The organism is Roseateles oligotrophus (assembly GCF_025717515.1).
GTDB lineage: Bacteria > Pseudomonadota > Gammaproteobacteria > Burkholderiales > Burkholderiaceae_C > Paucibacter_A > Paucibacter_A oligotrophus.
Genome location: NZ_JAJIRN010000001.1, coordinates 291,317 through 309,064, shown reverse-complemented (window position 1 = coordinate 309,064; position 17,748 = coordinate 291,317). Strand labels below are relative to the sequence as shown.

Annotated in this window: 14 protein-coding genes; 6 read left to right on the top strand and 8 right to left on the bottom strand. The window is 61.5% G+C overall.

What is annotated here, in order from left to right:
• Positions 1 to 148: 148 nt before the first annotated feature.
• Entirely contained in the window at positions 149 to 1,180 is a 1,032-nt protein-coding gene (locus LNV07_RS01500; RefSeq protein ID WP_263569398.1) for an RluA family pseudouridine synthase, read from the bottom strand.
• Between the two features lie 176 nt (positions 1,181 to 1,356).
• On the opposite strand from LNV07_RS01500, the gene LNV07_RS01495 reads away from it, so the two are divergent.
• Entirely contained in the window at positions 1,357 to 2,136 is a 780-nt protein-coding gene (locus LNV07_RS01495) for an outer membrane protein assembly factor BamD (protein ID WP_263569742.1), read from the top strand.
• Between the two features lie 59 nt (positions 2,137 to 2,195).
• On the opposite strand, the gene LNV07_RS01490 is transcribed toward LNV07_RS01495, so the two are convergent.
• Together LNV07_RS01490 and LNV07_RS01485 are read right to left on the bottom strand one after the other, a co-directional pair.
• Positions 2,196 to 4,178: an ATP-dependent DNA helicase gene (locus LNV07_RS01490; RefSeq protein WP_263569741.1), complete on the bottom strand. Its 1,983-nt coding sequence runs from the start codon at positions 4,176 to 4,178 to the stop codon at positions 2,196 to 2,198.
• A 111-nt stretch (positions 4,179 to 4,289) separates the two neighbouring features.
• Positions 4,290 to 4,493 carry a YdcH family protein gene (locus LNV07_RS01485; RefSeq protein ID WP_263569397.1) on the bottom strand — a complete coding sequence of 68 codons (204 nt, stop codon included), beginning with the start codon at positions 4,491 to 4,493 and terminating at the stop codon, positions 4,290 to 4,292.
• A 67-nt stretch (positions 4,494 to 4,560) separates the two neighbouring features.
• Between LNV07_RS01485 and LNV07_RS01480 the strand changes: the two genes are divergently transcribed.
• Positions 4,561 to 5,328 (top strand): PP2C family protein-serine/threonine phosphatase, encoded by a 768-nt coding sequence (locus tag LNV07_RS01480; RefSeq protein ID WP_263569396.1) that lies wholly within the window; start codon positions 4,561 to 4,563, stop codon positions 5,326 to 5,328.
• Here the strand turns inward: LNV07_RS01480 and LNV07_RS01475 are convergent, their stop codons facing one another.
• The 5 genes from LNV07_RS01475 to LNV07_RS01455 form a co-directional block, all read right to left on the bottom strand.
• A complete protein-coding gene (locus LNV07_RS01475; RefSeq protein ID WP_263569395.1) occupies positions 5,329 to 5,979 on the bottom strand; it encodes a hypothetical protein in 651 nt (216 codons plus the stop codon).
• A 56-nt stretch (positions 5,980 to 6,035) separates the two neighbouring features.
• Positions 6,036 to 7,148, bottom strand: a complete 1,113-nt coding sequence (gene zapE, locus LNV07_RS01470) for a cell division protein ZapE (protein WP_263569394.1) — start codon at positions 7,146 to 7,148, stop codon at positions 6,036 to 6,038.
• 65 nt (positions 7,149 to 7,213) lie between these two features.
• Positions 7,214 to 8,635 carry a dihydrolipoyl dehydrogenase gene (gene lpdA / locus LNV07_RS01465; protein ID WP_263569393.1) on the bottom strand — a complete coding sequence of 474 codons (1,422 nt, stop codon included), beginning with the start codon at positions 8,633 to 8,635 and terminating at the stop codon, positions 7,214 to 7,216.
• Positions 8,636 to 8,651: 16 nt separating this feature from the next.
• Positions 8,652 to 9,908: a 2-oxoglutarate dehydrogenase complex dihydrolipoyllysine-residue succinyltransferase gene (odhB, locus tag LNV07_RS01460; protein ID WP_263569392.1), complete on the bottom strand. Its 1,257-nt coding sequence runs from the start codon at positions 9,906 to 9,908 to the stop codon at positions 8,652 to 8,654.
• A 69-nt stretch (positions 9,909 to 9,977) separates the two neighbouring features.
• Positions 9,978 to 12,836 (bottom strand): 2-oxoglutarate dehydrogenase E1 component, encoded by a 2,859-nt coding sequence (locus LNV07_RS01455; RefSeq protein WP_263569391.1) that lies wholly within the window; start codon positions 12,834 to 12,836, stop codon positions 9,978 to 9,980.
• A 376-nt stretch (positions 12,837 to 13,212) separates the two neighbouring features.
• Between LNV07_RS01455 and LNV07_RS01450 the strand changes: the two genes are divergently transcribed.
• From LNV07_RS01450 to LNV07_RS01435, 4 genes are all read left to right on the top strand, one after another.
• Complete coding sequence (locus tag LNV07_RS01450) at positions 13,213 to 14,055, top strand: isopenicillin N synthase family dioxygenase (protein WP_263569390.1); 843 nt, start codon at positions 13,213 to 13,215, stop codon at positions 14,053 to 14,055.
• 41 nt (positions 14,056 to 14,096) lie between these two features.
• A complete protein-coding gene (locus tag LNV07_RS01445) occupies positions 14,097 to 14,468 on the top strand; it encodes a hypothetical protein (RefSeq protein WP_263569389.1) in 372 nt (123 codons plus the stop codon).
• A 36-nt stretch (positions 14,469 to 14,504) separates the two neighbouring features.
• Positions 14,505 to 16,085, top strand: coding sequence for an ABC transporter substrate-binding protein (locus LNV07_RS01440; RefSeq protein WP_263569388.1), 1,581 nt, complete (start codon positions 14,505 to 14,507; stop codon positions 16,083 to 16,085).
• A gap of 84 nt (positions 16,086 to 16,169) precedes the next feature.
• Positions 16,170 to 17,744 carry an ABC transporter substrate-binding protein gene (locus tag LNV07_RS01435; RefSeq protein WP_263569387.1) on the top strand — a complete coding sequence of 525 codons (1,575 nt, stop codon included), beginning with the start codon at positions 16,170 to 16,172 and terminating at the stop codon, positions 17,742 to 17,744.
• Positions 17,745 to 17,748: the final 4 nt, after the last annotated feature.

Below are 17,748 nucleotides of genomic sequence, written 5' to 3'. Positions count from 1 at the left end.
GAAAGAGCGGTTTGCTTGAACACGACAAAAATCAAACAAAGCGCCCACAAGGAGCCAAGGGAGAAGATGCTCGCCGGTCGGGTTGAATATCTGATATCGCTCACCCAAGGCGTCATTACTGCTTCGGCCAGCGGCAATTGTAGCGCCCTCAATACGCCGAAGCGGGGAATTGAGGTTCGTCCAAACCCAGTAAAGCCCAGGCAGATGCCAAATCCTGTGGCAAAGGCGCATCAAATTGTAGCGCCTCACCGCTGATCGGGTGGGTAAACCCGAGTCTAGCCGCATGCAATGCCTGCCTGGTCAGGCCCAAGGCGGGCACCCCGCCATACAGCGCATCCGCCACAAGCGGATAGCCCTTGTAGGCCAAATGCACGCGGATCTGATGCGTGCGCCCGCTGTGCAACACACAATGAACCGCACTGATGCTGCGCACGCCCTGCTCGCCCACACCCAAGGCATAGACATCCGTGCGCGACGGTTTGCCGGTCGCCAGCACCGCCATCTTGATGCGCGAAATGAGGTCACGGCGAATCGGCGCATTGACTTCCATTTGCTCAGGCACGCGGCCAAACACCAGCGCCAAATATTCCCGGTGCACCTCGCGCGCGCCAATCATCCGCGTCAACGCCGTCACCGCTTCTCGACTCTTGCCCACCATCATCAAGCCGGTGGTGTCTTTGTCCAGGCGATGCACGATGCCGGCCCTTGGCAAAGCCGCCGCCGCCGGATGATGAGCCAATAGACCATTCATGACCGTACCGGACCAATTACCGGAGGCCGGATGCACCACCATGCCTGCCGCCTTGTTCAGCACCAGCAAATGCTCATCCTCATAGACGATGTCCAGATGCAGCGCCTCGGCCTTGAAGGCGCGGCTCTCGGCCGTCGGCTGCAATTCGATGCGCACGTTCTGGCCGGCCTGCAATTTTCGCGAGGCACTTTTGGCGGGCAAGCCGTTGATGGTGACGCAACCAATATCAATCAGGCTTTGCAGATGATTGCGCGAAAACTCCGGCGCAATTTGTACCAACCACCGGTCCAACCTTTGGTTGTGCCAAGTCGCGTCGACCTGCGCCTCACGCGCTTCGACCTCTTCCACAATGCCTGTTTGTTCGGCATCCCATTCGTCATCGCCAACCGTCTGGGCAATGGGCTCACTTGCAGGCAGGGCCTGAACCATATAATCGGTGCTCCGTTTTCAGCGTAAGGGCCGGTGATACGCACCGCCCTGTAGGGATCATGATAGAAAAATGCGTGGAACGCCACCCATCACAGGTGTCGCAGCAGGATGCTTTGGCTTCAGGCCAGGGTTCGCCCGACAAGGCTTCGCGCCGCCCGTCCCGCCCATCAAGCTGGCTGCTCTGTGCTGCAGGTCTGCTTGCCTTGACGCTGGCGGCCTGCTCATCCGATCCAAAGGATGATCCAAACTCTCAAGCCAATTTGGACAAATTGTACGCAGAGGCCAAGGATGACTTGGCTTCGGGCAGTTTTGACCGCGCCATCAAGACGCTGGAAAAGGTCGAAGGTCGGGCCGCCGGCACCTTGCTTGGCCAACAAGTGCAGCTCGACTTGGCTTGGGCCTACCACCGCGCGGGTGAGCGGGCGCAGGCCGTCACTACTTTGGAGCGTTTCATCAAGCTCAATCCGTCCAGCCCTGCGATGGACTATGCGATCTACATGAAGGGCCTGGTCAATTTCAACGAAGATCTGGGCATGTTCGGTCGCTTGGCCAGCCAGGACATCTCGGAGCGGGATCAACAGGCGGCACGCGACGCCTTGCTCGCCTTCAGACAAGTGCTTGAACAATTCCCCGAGTCAAAGTACGCGCCCGATGCAAGCGTGCGAGTGAACTACATCACCAACACCTTGGCCAGCTACGAGGTGCATGTGGCACGCTACTACTACAACCGGAGCGCCTATGTAGCGGCAGCCAATCGGGCGCAGCGCGCGGTGCAGGAATTCCAGAATGCACCGGCCACCGAAGAAGCCCTCTACCTGATGGTCCAGAGCTATGACAAGCTGGGTTTGCTGCCGCTGCGCGACGATGCCCAACGGGTGCTGCAGAAGAGCTTCCCGACCGGCATCTACGCCAGCGGAGGCGCGAATGCCGACAAGGCTTGGTGGAAGTTTTGGTGATTGCCATCGGCTAAAAACAAAACGCGTGCCAGGCACGCGTTTTTTTTGCCTTTCGAACTCTAGCTCCGCTCCTCGGCCAACAGCGCCAGCCAATCCAATGCCTCGACCTCCTCGGCCAAACGGGTCATCGGCGGCAAGGCCTCGCGCAAACGTCGACCGTAATTCATGCCCGCCATGCGGGGGTCGCAAACGACCAGCAAACCTTTATCTTGCTCGGTACGGATCAGCCGCCCACCACCCTGCTTCAAAGCAATCGCAGCCTCGGCGATGAAGTAATGGGCGAAGGCATTGCGCCCGGCCGCCTCGAGGCGCTTGACCCGAGCCTCAACCAGCGGATCGTTCGGCGGCGGGAACGGCAACTTGTCGATCAATACGCATTGCAGCGTATCGCCGGGCACATCGATGCCCTCCCAAAAACTCGCCGATCCGACCAAGACCGAACGCGGATCGTCGATGAACTGTTGCAACAGCACTCGTTTGGGCGCCGCACCTTGCTGCAAGACCATCAAACTGTCACCACCCTGCTCGAACTCGCGCCGCAAGCCGTCGCCGATGGATTGCAATGCGCGCAAAGTCGTCGTTAGCACAAAGGTGCGGCCGCCCAAGGCACGCGCGCAACGGGCCGCCAACGCGGCCACTTGGAGCGGGTGCTCGGCCTCGCTCGGCTTGGGAAAGTTGCGCGGAATATAGAGCCGGGCATGGTCCGCGTAGTTGAACGGGCTGCCGACCCGCAACACGGTCGCATCGTCCAGTCCGGCGGGTTCGGTGAACCAAGTCAGGCGCTCGTCATCGCCTAGCGTGGCCGAGGTAAAGATCCAGGCCTTGGGCGCCCGCGCCAACTGCTCGATCATCGCCTCGCGAATATCCAAGGGCGACTCGATCAAGCGGGCCTGATGAGGTGTCAGGTCGATCCAGCGCACATCGGCCGCCTCGGGTTCACTGGCAAAAACCTCGGCCAGCGCTCGCAACTCGACCGCCCGCTCATGCAGCCGCACAAAGTCGGGCGAGCTGTCCATCACGGTCGCCAACATCTCGATCGCCAGTTCGGCCGCCGCGCTGACATCGGCCAAGGCCACATCAAAGCCAGGCCGGCCGGCGCGCTCGGCCCAGGCGAGTTTGAGCATGCCGCGAACCTCCCGCCCATTGGCCGCCAAGGGCCCCGCGCAGACCAGGCGCAACTCGCGCGCCGCTCGTTCGAGGCGCAACTGCAGGCCCTGCCAGTCCTGTAAACCCCTTGCTTGGGCCAATCCGAGGCCCAAAACATCGCGGCCGAAATCGAGCAACTGTGCCGTGCCTAGCATCTGACCGAGAAACTGCACACCCGCCTCGGCCAGTTGATGCGCCTCGTCAAACACGGCCAAGTCAACGCTTGGCAGCAACTCGGCCACGCCGGTGTCCCGCAAGGTCATGTCAGCAAAGAAAAGATGATGATTGACGACCACCACATCGGCCTCCATCGCCTCGCGCCGTGCTTTGACCACATAGCAGGCGCGGAACTCAGGGCACTCACTGCCCAGGCAGTTATCACGGGTCGAGCTAACCAGCGGAATCACCGGCGAGCGCTCGTCCAGCCCGTCCATTTCGGCCAGATCGCCGCTCTTGGTTTGCTGCGCCCAGATCTCAATCCTGGACAGCGCCATCACCGCCCGTCGATCCGGCAACTCGCTGCTGTAGCGAGCCTGGTTCATGCGATGAATGCACAGATAGCTGCTGCGCCCTTTCAGCAAGGCGATGCGCACCGGCATCTGCAAGGCCTCACAGAGCCGCGGCAGGTCGCGCATAAAGAGCTGATCTTGGAGATTTTTGGTCGCGGTGCTGATCAAGGCGCGCCCGCCGGACAACAGCGCCGGCACCAGATAGGCAAAGGTCTTGCCGACCCCGGTGCCCGCCTCGACCACCAACGTCTCACGACGAGCGATCGCTTTGGCCACGGCCTGGCTCATCGCCAACTGCTGCTCACGCGGTTTATAGCCTTCATCACTTCGCGCCAGCGGCCCGCCCTCATCAAAGGCTGCTGCCACCCATTGCTCGAGCTCGCTGATCGGCGGCAATTGAACTTCAAACGGATCGGCCGACTCGTCTACGAATTCGTCAGGCTTGGGCGGAGAGGGTTGCGTCAAAGTGGCGTCAGTTCAGGCGAAGTGGAAAACGGGTCAAGCCAACTCATCGGGATCGCAAGCCTGCTCGATGCGCACAATCAAATCACGCAGACCCAGACGACGTTTCTTCAAACGCCGCAAACTCAGCTCATCCAGCGGCTGCTCCAAGGCAACACGGTCGATCAAAACATCCAAATCCGCATGTTCCATACGCAATTCGATCAGACGCCGCGGTAGAGAGTGAAGTTGTTCATCCATATGGGCCCGGCCAGGCTGTTGTACTGTTGATAAACGATTATAGTTTTGACGAACTTCAGGCCTCGCCATGACTCGCACCCCCCCGGGCTTTCGCCTGAGCGCCGCCACCGGTACCCACCGGGGCGACCGGCAATACCAACAAGATCAGGTCGAGGTGATCAGACACCCTCACAACAGCGCCTGCCTGCTCGCCGTTGTCGCCGATGGCATGGGCGGCAAGAGCGGTGGGCGCAAGGCCGCCGACCAAGTGTTGCTGACCAGCCAACAGCTGTTTGAACGCTATGTGCCGGGCGAGGAGTCTGCGGAAGACTTGCTCAAGCAGATCCTCTCCGAAGCCCATTTGATGATCAAGTTGACCGCCTTGTCGGCCGAAGAGGAGCCCCACAGCACCTTGGCGGCCTTCATGATAGGGGCAGATCGACGCTGCCATTGGATTCACGCAGGCGACTCACGCATCTATTTATTCCGTGGACCCAATCTGGTCAAACGGACGCTCGATCATTCCTTTGTGCAGCGCCTGGTGGACGAGGGCCAAATCACCGAGTCCGAAGCCGCCGTGCACCCGCAGTCGAACTTACTGACCGGTTGCCTGGGCACGGTGCAAGACCCGGTGGGCAGCAGCGATTGCATCGAGGCGATCGAGGAAGGTGACACCCTGATCTGCTGCAGCGACGGCCTTTGGCATTACTTCACGCCGAGCGAATTGGGCACCGTGCTGCACAGCTTGCCGCCACGCGAGGCGGCCGAACTCTTGATCAGCAAGGCCAGGCAACGCGCTCGCAGTGGCGGCGACAACCTATCGCTGGCGATCGTAAAAATGGAAGCCTTGACTTGATCAGCGCTTGATCGCCGACGCCGCGCTGCCGGCCGCCTCGATCTCGGCTGCACTCGGGATAGGCAGGGCCATCGGCGCCTTCTTGCCCTTCAACTTAGCTTCGGCAATGGCCTGCCTGCGCTCGGCCTCTTTTTGCCGCGCGGCCTGTTCACTTTGAAAGTTTGCCTTTTGCTGCTGGCGGCGCTGAGCGTCCTCTAGCGCCATGACCGATTTGGCCTGCTGTGCTTCTTGAGGGCTGGATGGATGGTGCTTCGATGCGGGCATTGGCTTGGCCTTGGCGGGAGCCGATGCGACCGGGGCGGCGGGGGCCAGTAACTGCGCAGTACGGCGGCGCCCCTCGGCCTCGGCGAACTCGCGTTCACGCTCTGCCACGCGCTCCCGCTGGGCGTCGGCTCTGGCACGCCGCTCATTGGCCTCAATCGCCGCCTCGCGTTCCTGCAGCGATTTCAGGCCGGCACTGCGCTTGGCCTTGGCCTCATCCAGGCAGGCGTTGACGAAGAAGCGGCGCGCGCAAACATCACTCTCGGCCTTGAATTGCGTCTCTATGGCGGAGCGCTCTGCGTTCAGGCGCTGCAGCTCGGCGCGGTCATCCTGGCTCAGCGCGACTAAGGCCTTACTCGGAGCCTCAAGGGCCAGGGCGAGCTGACTCATGGCAAGCGAAGCAAGTGCGATCAAAGTCGACAAATTTCGCATAGCTCGGTCGTCCTTCAAGTCAAAGAGGTGTCGACGTCGCGGCGCGCCAGGGCCAAATACTCCGAGGATTGCATCTCCTGCAGCCGCGACACCGTGCGCGGGAATTCATGCGCCAACGGTCCTTCGGTATAGAGCGCCTCGGGCGCAACGGCGGCCGACATCACCAGCTTGACGCGCCGGTCATAGAGCACATCGATCAACCAGGTGAAACGGCGCGCCTCGCTCGACAGGCGCGGCGGCATCTCGGGCACATTGCTGAGCAAAACGGTGTGGAACTGAGTCGCCAACTCGAGATAGTCGTTCTGCGAGCGCGGCCCGCCGCACAAGGTCGTGAAGTCGAACCAGACCACGCCGCCAGCCCGGCGCCGGGCGCGGATCAAGCGCTGCTCGATATGCAGATCCGGATCTTCGTCGCGCGCCTCGGCCAAGGCCTCAAACGCGGTGTTCAGCGCCTTGTCGGCGGCCTCATCGAGCGGGCAGTGATAAAGCTCCACCTGATCGAGCGTACGGCTGCGGTAGTCAAAGCCGTTGTCGACATTGATGACCTCGAGCCTCTCGTTCAGCAGCGCGATCGCCGGCAAGATGCGGTCGCGGTGCAGGCCATTGGGGTAGAGCCCATCGGGCTTGAAGTTAGAGGTGGTGACGATGCTGACGCGGTTGCGGAACAAGGCATCCAGCAAGCGATGCAGAATCATCGCGTCGGTCACGTCCGACACATGGAATTCGTCAAAGCAAATCAGGCGAAAGCGCTTGGCAATGCGCTTGCCCAACTCCTCCAGCGGATCGGCAATGCCCTTGAGCTCATACAACTCGCGGTGCACCTCGCGCATGAACTCATGGAAGTGCAAGCGGGTCTTGCGCGTCAGCGGCACGGCCTGGAAAAAGCAGTCCATCAAAAAGCTCTTGCCCCGCCCGACGCCGCCGTACATATAGACGCCACGCGGCAAGGGCGGGCGCACCAAGAGCTTGGTCACGACATTGCCGCGGCGCGCCTTGTAGTCGGCCCATTCATCCTGGCAGCGCTGCAGCGCCGCGACCGCGCACAGCTGCGCTGGGTCGGCCGTAAAGCCGCGCTCGGCGAGGGTCTGCAGGTAAAGCTCGGTAACCGTGGTCTCAGGTGACGTCATGCCTAATTTCCAATGAAAAGGGGCGACACCCGCCGCCCCTTCTCGGTCAACACATCAAACTCGAATCAGAAATTCAGCGTGCGCTTGTCAACCGCCAGCGCCGCTTCCTTGGTCGCTTCGGACAGCGAAGGATGGGCATGGCAGATGCGCGCGATGTCCTCGGCCGAGGCCTTGAACTCCATCGCCACCACGGCTTCCGAGATCAGCTCGGAAGCAAACGGGCCGATGATGTGCACGCCGAGGATTTCGTCGGTCTTGGCATCGGCCAGGAACTTGACGAAACCATTGGTGTCGCCCAAAGCGCGCGCGCGGCCATTCGCCATGAAGGGGAACTGCCCCGCCTTGTAGGCGACGCCGTCGGCCTTCAACTGCTGCTCGGTGCGACCGACCCAGGCAATCTCCGGGCTGGTGTAGATCACCCAAGGAATGGTGTTGAAGTTGACATGGCCGTGCTGACCGGCAATGCGTTCGGCCACGGCAACGCCCTCTTCCTCGGCCTTGTGCGCCAGCATCGGGCCGCGCACCACATCGCCGACCGCCCAGACATTGGCCAGATTGGTTTTGCAGTCGCCGTCCACCTCGATGGCACCGCGCTCGTCCAGCTTCAGGCCGACCGCTTCAGCGTTCAGACCGATGGTGTTGGCGACACGGCCGATCGAGATGATCAGCTTGTCGAACTCGGCCTTCTGCTCGACGCCCTTGGCGTCGGTGTAGCTGACGCTAACGCTCTTCTTGCTCGCCTTGACTTCGCCGATCTTGACGCCGAGTTCGATCTTCAGTCCCTGCTTCTTGAACAGCTTGGCGGCTTCCTTGGCCACGCCTTCGTCGACCGCGCCGAGGAAGGTCGGCAGACCTTCCAAGACCGTCACGTCGGCACCCAGGCGGCGCCAGACCGAACCCATTTCCAGGCCGATCACACCGGAGCCGATAACGCCCAGCTTCTTCGGCACCGCGCCGATGCGCAGCGCACCGTCGTTGGACAGAATCATCTCCTCGTCAAACGCCGCGCCGGGCAGCTGACGCGCATTCGAGCCGGTGGCCAGAATCACATGCTTGGCCAGCACGGTTTCCTCGCCGGCCTTGAGCTCGTACAGACCGTCCTTGGCGCCGACAAAGGAGCCGCGACCATGGAAGAACGTGACCTTGTTCTTCTTGAACAGATACAAGATGCCGTCGTTGTTCTGCTTCACGACCATGTCTTTGCGGGCCAGCATTTTGCTGACGTCCATCTTGACGTTATCGGCCGAGATGCCGTGCTCGGCAAAGTGATGGTTGGCGTGGTCGAAATGCTCGGAGGACTGCAGCAAGGCCTTGGATGGAATGCAGCCGACATTGGTGCAAGTGCCGCCGGGCGCAGGGCCGCCCTTCTCGTTCTTCCACTCATCAACGCAGGCCACATTGAAGCCGAGTTGCGCCGCGCGGATCGCCGCGATGTAGCCGCCGGGGCCGCCGCCGATGACGAGGACGTCGAATTGTTTGGTGCTCATGAATCTAGTCTCCGATTCAGATATCAAACAGCAGGCGCGATGGATCTTCCAGCGCATCCTTCATCGTGACCAAGCCCAGCACGGCTTCGCGGCCGTCAATGATGCGGTGGTCATAGGACATGGCCAGATAGTTGATCGGGCGCACCACCACTTGACCGTTCTCGACCACGGCACGGTCCTTGGTCGCGTGCACGCCCAGAATCGCCGACTGAGGCGGGTTGATGATGGGCGTCGACAGCATCGAGCCGAAGGTGCCGCCGTTGGAGATCGAGAAGGTGCCGCCGGTCAGATCGTCAAGCGAGATCTTGCCTTCCTTGGCCTTTTGGCCGAATTCGGCAATCTTCTTCTCGATGTCGGCAAAGCTCATCTGGTCCGCATTGCGGATCACCGGCACGACCAAGCCCCGTGGCGAGCCGACCGCGATGCCGATGTCGAAGTAGCCGTGATAGACGATGTCGTTGCCATCCACCGACGCATTCAAGACCGGGAACTTCTTCAAGGCGGCGACCGCGGCCTTGACGAAGAAGCTCATGAAGCCGAGCTTGACGCCATGCTCTTTTTCGAACTTATCCTGGAAGCGCTTGCGCATCTCCATCAGCGGCGCCATGTTCACCTCGTTGAAGGTGGTCAGGATGGCGTTGGTGGCTTGCGACTGCAGCAGACGCTCGGCCACGCGCGCGCGCAGGCGGCTCATCGGCACGCGCTGCTCGGGGCGATCGCCCAGATTGATAGCGGCCGGTGGAGCCACGGCCGGCAGCGGCTTGGCCACCGCTGCGGCGACAGGCACGGCCACCGGAGCCGGCACGGCGGCCTTGGCACCGCCAGCAACCGCGGCCAACACATCACCCTTGGTGACGCGGCCATCCTTGCCGGAGCCGGCAACGGCGCCGGCCGTCATGCCGGCTTCGGCCAGTAGCTTGGCGGCGGCGGGCATGGCGACATCACCCTTGCTGCTTGTGGCGGCAGGAGTTGCAGCGGCGGGAGCGGCGGCCACCACGGCCTTGACTTCCAGCGGACTGACCTGGGCCTTACCCTCGGTATCGATACGGGCGATGACTTCTTCGCTGAGTACGCTTTCGCCGTCGTTCTTGACGATTTGAGCCATCACGCCGGCGCTCGGCGCGGGCACTTCCAACACCACCTTGTCGGTTTCGATTTCAACCAGAATTTCGTCGATGGCGACGGACTCGCCGGGCTTCTTCTTCCAGGTCAGCAGGGTGCCGTCGGCAACGGACTCGGACAACTGGGGGACTTTGACTTCTACGATGGCCATGATGAGCTAACTTTCAATGTATTCGGGGTGCTGAGCGAGCGGCGTCGCGGACACGCGACGCCGGGCTGCTTACTTGGTGAGGATGAAGCCCTTGAGCTTGCCGAAGGCCTGATCCAGCAGCGACTTCAGCTGCTCCTGATGCAGGTGCGCATAACCGCAGGCCGGCGAGGCCGAGGCCGGACGGCCGGCGTAGCCCAACTTCTGGCCCTCAGACATGTTCTCGTGCACATAGTGCTGAACGAAGAACCATGAACCCTGATTCTGCGGCTCGTCCTGGCACCAGACGATCTCGGCCAGGTTCGGGTACTTCTTCAACTCGGCGGCAAAGGCCTTGTGCGGGAAGGGGTAGAGCTGCTCGACGCGGATCAGCGCCACATCGCTGGCCTTGCGCTCGGCGCGTGACTTGACCAGGTCGTAATAGACCTTGCCCGAGCAAGCGACCACGCGCTTGACCTTTGCCGCATCAATCGTCGTATCGCGCTCACCGATGACGGTCTTGAACTCGCCCTTGGTGAACTCGGTGATCGGCGAGGTCGCGTCCTTGTTACGCAGCAGCGACTTCGGCGTCATGATGATCAGCGGCTTGCGGAACATGCGCAGTTGCTGGCGACGCAGCAAGTGGAAAATCTGCGAAGCGGAGGTCGGCTGCACCACCTGCATATTGTTGTCGGCGGCCAATTGCATGAAGCGCTCCAGGCGCGCCGAGCTGTGCTCGGGGCCTTGGCCTTCATAGCCGTGCGGCAACATCAGCGTCAGGCCATTGGCGCGGCCCCACTTGACTTCACCGGAGGCAATGAACTGGTCGATCACGACCTGAGCACCGTTGACGAAGTCGCCGAACTGGGCTTCCCAGATCGTCAAGGTGACAGGGTCGGCCGAGGCGTAACCGTACTCGAAGCCGAGCACCGCTTCTTCGGACAGCAAGGAGTCGATGACGACAAACGGCGCCTGACCTTCGGCGACGTTTTGCAGCGGCACATAGGTGCCCGAATCCCACTTCTCGCGGTTCTGATCGTGCAAGACGGCATGGCGGTGCACAAAGGTGCCGCGCCCACAATCCTCACCCGAAAGACGCACCGGGTAGCCACTGGCTACCAGCGACGCGAACGCCATGTGCTCGCCCATGCCCCAGTCGACATTGATCTCGCCACGGCCCATCGCTGCGCGGTCGGCCAAGACCTTCTCGACCAAGGAGTGCACCTTGAAGGTATCCGGCACCGTGGTGATGCGCTCGGCCAGGCGCTTGAACTCGGCCGTCGGCAGCGCGGTATCGCAGCTGTCGGTCCACTTCTTGCCCAGGTACGGTGACCAATCGGTCGCGTACTTGCTCTTGAAGTTGGTCAGCACGGGGTCGATGGTGTGACGGCCTTCGTCCATCGCAGCGCGGTAGGCCTTGAACATATCGTCCGGGCCGCTCGCGGTCAGCACGCCTTGGGCAATCAGCTTGTCGCCGTAGAGCTTACGGGTACCGGGGTGCTGAGCAATCTTCTTGTACATCAGCGGCTGGGTCAGCGCCGGTGTATCTTGCTCGTTATGGCCCAGCTTGCGGTAGCAGATGATGTCGACGACGACATCCTTCTTGAACTGCTGACGGTACTCCAAAGCCAGCTGCGTGCACAGCACGACGGCTTCCGGATCATCGGCATTCACGTGCAAGACCGGTGCCTCGATCATCTTGACGACGTCGGTGCAATACAAGGTCGAACGGCTGTCGCGCGGGTCGGAGGTGGTGAAACCGATCTGGTTGTTGATGACCAGATGGACGGTGCCGCCGGTGAAATAGCCGCGCGTTTGCGCCAGCGCCAGCGTCTCCATCACCACGCCCTGACCGGCAAAAGCCGCATCACCGTGCACCAGCACCGGCAGCACTTGCGCGCCAGTCTTGTCGCCGCGCCGGTCCATGCGGGCCTTGACCGAACCCTCGACGACCGGGTTGACGATCTCCAGGTGCGAAGGGTTGAAGGACAGCGTCAAATGGATAGGGCCGCCGCGGCTGGTCACATCGCTGGAGAAGCCTTGGTGGTACTTGACGTCACCGGCGGGCAGATCTTCGGGGGCCTTGTGCTCGAACTCGTCGAACAGGTCCTTGGGCATCTTGCCCAGCGTGTTCACCAGCACATTGAGGCGGCCGCGGTGGGCCATGCCGATGACGATTTCTTGCACGCCGGACGCGCCGCCGCCTTGCACCAACTCGTCCATCGCGGCGATGAAGCTTTCACCGCCCTCGAGCGAGAAGCGCTTCTGGCCCACGTACTTGGTGTGCAGGTAACGCTCCAGTCCTTCGGCGGCGGTCAGGCGGCCGAGGATGTGCTTCTTCTGATCGGGCGTGAAACTGGGCTTGGAGCGGATCGCTTCCAGGCGTTCTTGCCACCAGCGCTTCTCGTTCTGATCGGTGGTGTGCATGTACTCGGCACCGATGCTGCCGCAGTAGGTTTCACGCAGAGCCTGCACGATCTGACGCAGCGTCATGTTCTCGGCGGTCGAGAAATAGGTGTTCGTGGCGCTGAACGGGATGTCCATATCGGACTCGGTCAGGTCGTAGAACGAAGGCTCCAACTCGGGGATGCGCGGGCGCTCGGTGCGCTGCAGCGGGTCCAGATCGGCCCAGCGCGAACCGACATTGCGGTAGGCGGCGATCAGCGATTGCACATGGACCTGCTTGCGGGCCACGGCCAGATCGGCGCCGCTGGCCTTGTTGCCGAAGGCATTGGCCTTGGCACGCTGAGCAAAGGATTCGATCACCGGCGCATGAGCCACATCGCGGGCATCGCTGCCATCCGCTGCGGGCACATGCTGGAGCGCATCGAAATAGGTGCGCCAGGTGTCGGACACCGAGGCCGGGTTGTCGAGGTAAGCCTCGTACATCTCTTCTACATAGGGCGCATTGCCCCCGAACAGGTAGGAATTGGACCTGTGTTGCTGCATCATCTCGCTCACCTCTAACCCGGCTTCCGGGAATCTGGCTGGTTAAAAAAAACCTTCCGCGGCACGGCTCTACCGGTTGGCGGATTGCGACCCACCGAAGCTGTTGCCAGCCAAGGGGACGGGAAGGACCATAAGTCTCAAGGGGCGGACTTTATCACCGTTGCCGATGATGACAGCGCAAAGTCAAGCGCCTGGACTCCCGGCCTTATCGGTACAAAGTCTCGCAACCTGAAGCCCGATGCTCGCGCCCCATGCTCCATACGGCCCATCAAGAAATTCATGCAAACGTTTGCGAAGTCGCTGAGCTTGGCCTAGACTTGCTCCCGCACGCCAGACCCCGCGATTGAATGGCCTGGCGTCGGGACACACAGGAGATCCCATGCAAGTACAGGTTGTTGACTACCGGGCCGCCGACGCGGCCGAGCAATTCACCCGCTCGCTGCACGAGACCGGCTTCGGCGTACTCGTCAATCACCCGATCGAGCAGGCAAGGGTCGAAAAGATCTATGCCGACTGGCTGAGCTTTTTCAACTCCGATGAGAAGCAGCAGTTCGCCTTTTCAAAAGAAACGCAGGACGGCTATTTCTCCACGGCCATCTCCGAGACGGCCAAGGGCGCGGCGCTGAGGGACATCAAGGAATATTTCCATTACTACCCCTGGGGCCGGGTGCCGCCGGCCTTGCAGGCCGAAGCACAGGCCTACTTTGAGCAGGCCAATGGCTTGGCCCAAGAGCTCTTGTCATGGGTCGAACGCTTCACGCCGCCGCAGATTGCCCGGCATTACCGCGAGCCTCTGTCGCACATGATCGAGGACAGCAAGCTGACCTTGTTGCGCGTGCTGCGCTACCCGCCGCTGACGGGGCAGGAGCCGGCCGGCGCCTTGCGGGCTGCCGCGCATGGCGACATCAATCTGCTGACGATTCTGCCGGCCGCCAACGAGCCCGGCCTGCAAGTGCAAGGGCGGGACGGTGCCTGGTTCGATGTGCCCTGCGACTTCGGCATGCTGATCATCAATATCGGCGACATGCTGCAAGAGGCGTCACAGGGCTATTACCCCTCGACCCAGCACCGGGTGGTGAACCCGACCGGTGACGGGGCCAAGCGCAGCCGCATTTCGCTGCCGCTGTTCTTGCACCCGCGCAACGAGGTCGTGCTGTCGGATCGCTACACGGCGGATGAATATTTGCAAGAGCGCTTGAGAGAACTCGGCGTCAAGACCTGACCCTTGGCAAACATAAGGTCGAGGCAGCGCTACAGTCGCGCATGCCCACAAAGCACGATCAAGTCATCCAGATCCACCCGGCCGCGCCGACCAAACCGGCCGAGGGCCAGCCCTGCAATGGCTGCGGCGTTTGCTGCCTGAGCGAGCCCTGCCCGATCGGCATGCTGGTCAGCCGGCGCCGGCAGGGTTCCTGCTGCGCCTTGCTATGGTCAGACCCAGACCGGCGTTATGTCTGCGGCATGTTGATCGCGCCGCTGCAGGTCTTGGGTTGGCGCGGCGCCGCGACGGGCCGCTTGTCCAAGCTGCTGACTCGAATCAGCGCGCGCTGGATCGCGGCCGGTATCGGCTGTGACTCAAGTCTGCAAATCCAATCCGGGCAAGCCACTAGAGCCGAGCCCGGCGCGGACGGCTAGCATCCTGCTCGTTCAGACCATTTGAAGGAAATCAAGATGCACAAATTCAAACGCAGTGCCGCCGCCATCTTGGCGATGACGCTGGGACTGGCCGCCGGTACGGCTCATGCCGTGCCGCTGCGCTGGGCCGCCCAGAACGACATCCAGACGCTGGACCCGCATTCGCAGAATCACGCCACGACCAATGGCATCAATGCTTACGCCTATGAAGGCCTGACGCGCTACAACGAAAAGTTCCAGCCCGAACCCGCGCTGGCGACCAAATGGACCGCCATCAGCCCGACCCAAATTCGTTTCGAGCTGCGCCGAGGCGTGAAGTTTCATGACGGCACGCCCTTCACCGCCGATGACGTGGTGTTCTCCTTCGGGCGCATCAAGCAGCCGCAAGCGAATAACCAGATCTTTGTGGCCGGCATCAAGGAGATCAAGAAGGTCGACGATTTCACCGTCGATCTGATGCTGGACGGCGCCAGCCCGGTGCTGCTGCGCAACTTGACCGACTTCCGCATCATGAGCAAGGCTTGGGCGGAGAAGAATAAATCGGTCAATCCGCAGGACTACAAGGCCAAGGAAGACACCTACGCCGCCCGCAATGCGATGGGAACCGGCCCTTACAAAATCACCAGTTGGCAGCCCGATCAGAAGATCAGCATGGTCGCCAACAAGGATTGGTGGGACCAAAACAAGGGCAATGTGACCGAGATCAGCTATATGCCGATCAAGAGCGACGCGACGCGCGTGGCGGCCTTGCTCTCCGGTGATGTGGACCTGCTGACCGATCTACCGACCCAGGACGTGGCCAAACTCAAGGCCGACCCCAAGCTCAAGGTGCTGGACGGCCTCGAGAATCGAACCATCTTCTTCGCCATGGACGAGGGCAGCGATGAGTTGCGCGGCGCCAGCGTCAAGGGCAAGAACCCGTTCAAGGACAAGCGCGTGCGCGAGGCGATGAGCAGCGCCATCGACCGCGAAGCGATCAAGCGCAGCCTGATGCGCGGCCTATCGATGCCGGCCGGCATCATGGTGGCGCCCGGCGTCAACGGCAACACACCCGATATCGACGTCGCGCCCAAGGTTGACCTTGATCGAGCCAGAAAACTGCTGGCCGAGGCGGGTTACCCGGACGGCTTCGAAGTGCCGCTGAATTGCCCGAATGACCGCTATGTCAATGACGAAGAAATCTGCCAGGCGGTGGTGGCGATGTGGGCCAAGATCGGCATCAAGGCCAAACTGAGCGCGCTGCCGATGTCTCAGCATTCGGTCTTGCTGCAAAAAATGGAATCGCCGCTCTACCTCTACGGCTGGGGCGTGACCACCTTTGACGCTCAATACACCTTGCAAGACGTGATCCACAGTCGCACGACCGGCGTTGATGGCAAGGGCAATTACTCCCGCGTCAGCGACGCCAAGGTAGATGCCATGGTGCAGGCGATGAAGACCGAAACCGATGTCGCCAAGCGCAATGCGCTGATTCGCGAGGCCCTTTTGCGCGTGCGCGATGAATTCCTGTTCATCCCCATCCACCATCAAGTTCGCCCCTGGGCGATGCGCAGCAATGTCGAGACATTGCACCGCGCGGATGACAAGCCACAGGCGCGTTTCACCACGCTGAAGTAAGCCGGAACTTCAACACCCCTCGAGAAACCACCCACGCGGTGGTTTCCTTTTTTTGCTTTCATTCATTCGTGGAATGGATTCCTCATGTACAAGACAAAACTCGCCGCTGCGATCATCACATTGGGCCTGGCCATCGGCAGCGCCGACGCCACGCCACTTCGCTGGGCCGCTCAGAACGACATTCTGACGATGGACCCGCATTCACAGAATCACACGACCACCATCGCCATCCTGATGCATGCCTACGAGGGCTTGACCCGTTATGGCGACAAATACCAGGTCGAGCCAGCGCTGGCGACCAAATGGACCTACATCACGCCAACGCAGGTTCGCTTTGACTTGCGCAAGGGCGTCAAGTTTCATGACGGCTCGCCCTTCACCGCCGACGATGTGATCTTCACCTTCGGGCGTATCAGCCAGCCGCAGGGCACGATGCAGACCTATGTGGCCGGCATCAAGGAGATCAAGAAAATCGACGAGCACACCGTCGATTTCATCTTGAGCGCTCCAACCCCGATCTTGCTTCGCAGCATCATCGACTTCCGCATCATGAGCAAGGCCTGGGCGGAGAAGAACAAGACCAGCAATGTGCAGGACTACAAGGCCAAGGAAGACAACTACGCCTCGCGCAACGCGATGGGCACCGGCGCCTACAAGATCACCGGCTGGCAGCCCGACCAGAAGATCTCCATGGTCGCCAACAAAGACTGGTGGGACGCAAAGAATGCCAGCAATATCAGCGAAGTGGTCTACACCCCGATCAAATCGGACCCGACCCGGGTGGCGGCACTCTTGTCCGGTGACGTGGACATGCTGACTGACTTGCCAACCCAAGATGTGGCCAAGCTCAAGCTTGATGCCAAGCTCAAGGTGGTCGAAGGCCCCGAGGTGCGCACCATCTTCTTCGCGATGGACCAGAGCAGCGAAGAGTTGGCCGGGGCCAGCGTCAAGGGCAAAAACCCCTTCAAGGATAGAAGAGTTCGCGAGGCGATGAGCGTGGCAATCGACCGCGAGGCGATCAAGCGCACCATCATGCGCGGCCTGTCCATCCCCGCCGGCATCATGGTGGCGCCCGGCGTCAACGGCAACACGCCCGATCTCGATGTGCCGCTCAAGGCAGACACCGACAAGGCCAAGAAGCTGTTAGCCGAGGCCGGCTACGCGAGCGGCTTTGAGGTGCCGCTGAACTGCCCGAACAACCGCTATGTCAACGACGAAGAGGTCTGCCAGGCGGTGGTGGCGATGTGGGCCAAGATCGGCATCAAGGCGCGTCTGGCCGCCCTGCCCTTCTCGCAACACAGCCAGACCTTCCAGCGCTTCGAGGCGCCGCTCTATATGCTGGGCTGGGGGGTGGCCACCTTCGACGCACAGTTCACCCTGCAAAGCCTGGCCCACACCCGCACCAGCGGCGCCGATGGCAATTTCAACTATTCAAAGTTGAGCGACGCGCAGCTCGATCATTTGATCGACAGCATGAAGACCGAGGTTGATGTGGCCAAGCGCAATGCCTTGATCCGCGAGGCCTTGCTGCGCGTGCGGGACGAGTCCTTCTTCATCCCGCTGCACCATCAGATGCGGCCCTGGGCGATGCGCGCCAACGTTGAAACCGTGCACCGCTCGGATGACCGGCCGGAAGCTCGCTTCACCAATATCAAGTAAGGGC